The organism is Actinoplanes sp. NPDC048791 (assembly GCF_040650095.1).
Lineage (GTDB): Bacteria > Actinomycetota > Actinomycetes > Mycobacteriales > Micromonosporaceae > Actinoplanes.
Genome location: NZ_JBEZGQ010001000.1, coordinates 1 through 3,027 on the forward strand (window position 1 = coordinate 1; position 3,027 = coordinate 3,027).

1 protein-coding gene is annotated in these 3,027 nt (G+C 69.9%); it reads right to left on the bottom strand.

Annotation, left to right across the window (positions count from 1 at the left end; genetic code table 11):
• Window positions 1-137 precede the first annotated feature (137 nt).
• On the bottom strand, window positions 138-3,027 hold a 2,890-nt coding region (locus tag AB0C29_RS41120), incomplete at its 5' end, for a glycosyl hydrolase (protein ID WP_360832581.1).

The window sequence follows — 3,027 nt, forward strand, 5'->3', positions numbered from 1 at the left end:
TGCCGGGCAGGAGCAGCAGCGCCGCGGTCGCGGCGCCGCCGGTGAGCAAGGTACGTCGAGTCAGGTGATCACTCATGCGACCCACCCTGCCGTTTTGTCCGTGAAAGGGACGTGAAACGGCAGAGTGGATCACACCGTCAGACGGCCGCCCAGAGTGCTGGCACGTTCGACGGCTCCCAGCCCACCAGCGACGTGTGCGCCTGCAGGCAGCGGTACCGCACGCCGTTGTAGGTGACGATCGCGCCCACCGGGTAGGCGGTGTTCGCCGCCCAGGCGGTGCCGGCCGGCTGGGTGGTCGGCGGGGTCGTCGGCGGCGTCGTGGTGGGCGGGATGGTGGTCGGCGGAGTGGTGGTGGGCGGGGTGGTGGTCCCGCAGGTGCCGAACACCTTGAACTCGAACAGCGAGTAGCCGTACGGCGTGCCGCGCTCGGTGCCGGACATGCGCACGTAGCGGGCGGTGCCGGAGATCGCGTGGGTGACGTTGCCGCCGGTCCCGGCGGTCACCGTCGCGGCGGTGGTCCAGCTCGTGCCGTTCGCCGAGGTCTGGATCTGGTACGCCTTGCCGTACGCGGCCTCCCAGCTCAGCTCGACGCGGCCCAGCGGCTGCGCCGTGCCCAGGTCGACCTGCAGCCACTGCAGGTCCGCGAACGCGCTGGACCAGCGGGTGGCCGCGTCACCGTCGACCGCGAGGTTCGCCGGGTAGCCGGCCTCGATCGACGACGAGGTAGCCGTCTTGCCCTGCGAGAGCAGCGGCCCGGTGGTGCACGCGGGCGGGGTCGTGGTCGGCGGGGTGGTCGGCGGCGTCGTCACCGTTCCGCCGCCGTTGGCGTTACCACCGCTCCAGTTGGTCGCGCCGCTGGCCACGGTCTTGCCGGCCGGGACGCTGAGCGACTTGCCGTCCGAGTAGGTCACCGTCAGCGCGGTGTTGGTGATGTTCGACGCGACGTACGTCTTCGCGCCGCCCTTGCTGAAAACCTTGGCCAGCGGGTGGTTGGCCGTCACGCCGGTGTCGACCTGGCCGAGCGCCGCGAGGTTGCGCAGCCAGTGGAACGTGTGCGCCTTGCTCTCGCCCTCCTCGGAGGTGTACGAGCTGTTCGCCCGGAACTTGGCCAGGGCCGCGTCCGGATCACCCAGTGCCAGGTATTGCCACAGCATGTCGCGCCACAGTGCCGGTTCACCGCCGTTGTTGCGTACCAGCTCGGCGTACGTGCTCTTCACCGACTCGGGGTAGTCACCCAGGTAGAGCTGGCCGCCGGTCATCGGCAGCATGTTGATGCCGACCACCAGGGCGTGCTCACCGGAGAACCAGGTCGCGTACGCGCCGCCGGAACCCCACACGATGGCCGAGTAGTTGTGCCCCCAGCTCGCCGGGAAGTTCTCGTTGCGCACGTCGAACCAGTACTCGTTGATCGCGGCGGCCTGGGTGGTGTGGATCCAGATGCCGGCGTCGCGGACCGCGGTGTTGCCGGTGGCCTGACCCCACTGGATCAGCGCGTTGGCGAAGTTCTGGCCCTCCGACGAGGACTCCTGGTTGTTGCCCGCGCCGAACGCGCCGTGCCCGGAGGCCCAGTCGTGGCCCGCGTAGATGTCGAAGTCGCGCAGGTACGGGAACCGGGTGTCGGTGCGGTCGTAGTTGTTGGCGTCCCGGATGAGCAGGTCGACCATGCCGCCGTAGCGGCCGGCCGAGGCCCACTGCGGGTCGAACTTGGCCAGGGTGGCGGCCGCGGCGATGAAGTAGCCGTAGTGGAAGTGGTGGTCGTTGAGGTCCTCGTCGGAGGCGTACGAGGCGGGGTAGCCGATCAGCGTGCCCCACTTGTTGTCGTAGTAGAAGACCCGCGAGGTCTTGCCCGGTGACGCGGTGAACCAGTCGGTGATCCGGGTGCGGATGACGTTCAGCGCCGAGTCGCGTACCGCGGTGAGGTTGAGCTGGTCGGCGATCTCCGCGATCCGGGCCGCCCGGCCCAGGCCCTTGCCGGTCCAGTACGTGTCGTCGCCGCGGAAGTCGGCCGGGTTGTTCAGCTCGTTGTTGAGGAACGTGGTGACCTGCGACAGGTCCGCGCCGGAGGAGTCGCCGACGGCGGGCACCTCGGGCAGCACGCCGGTGTACTTCATGGACGTCTGGAACGACGTGCCGATGACGGTCTTCATGGCGCCGCGCGGGGAGACGTAGGTCTGAGTGAGCGGGGAGCCGCCGGAGAGGTAACGCCACTGGTGCGGATAGAGCGAGATGACGGTGCCCGAGCCGCTGCCCTCGCGGGCGGTGGTGGTGAAGGCGTACGTGGTGTTCACCGTGCCGCCGGCCTGGTTGTAGGTGTACGAGACCCGGGTGCCGGTGACGTGGTTGTGCGCGACCGAGCCGTACCGGTCGGCCAGCGACGTCTTGTCAGCCGTGCTGGTGCCCGACGTGGTGGGCAGCACCGCGACCGAGAAGTAGCCGCGACCGGCCAGGCTGGACCGGAAGGTGTTCCCGCTCAGCGACCAGGTCGAGCCGGCCGGCCCGTACGCGACGTAGTCGTGCCCGCCGATCGACCAGCCGATCCGGTTGCCGCTGTTCTGCCACACGGTCGGCGGCCCGACCACGGAGATCAGCGCGTCGCCCCCGGTCACCTGGTAGTACGACATCGGCAGGCCGTGCCCGATGGTCGCCTTCATGGTCCGGGTGCCGTCGCTCCAGGACGGCGTGACGGTCCAGTCGCTCCAGCCGTCCACCAGTGCCCGCGGCGCGTTCAGCCCGGCGACCCCGACCACTACGTGCTGCGCGTACGGGAAGTGGTACTCCCCCAGGCCGGTGGGACTGCCGCTGATCGCGGCGTCCGTCTGGTACGAGATCCCGAGCCCGCTCGCCACCGGCTTGTACGCGGCCGGGTGGGCGAACAGGGGCTGGGAGAAGTTGCACTCGTCGCCCTTCTTGAACACCAGCGAGGACCACCAGTCGTTGGTGGGCACCGCGCCGGCCGGCGCGTTCGCGGTCAGGAACTGCCGCGGGTTGGTCGCGATGTCGCCGCAGCCGGTCGGCAGCTTGGCGCCG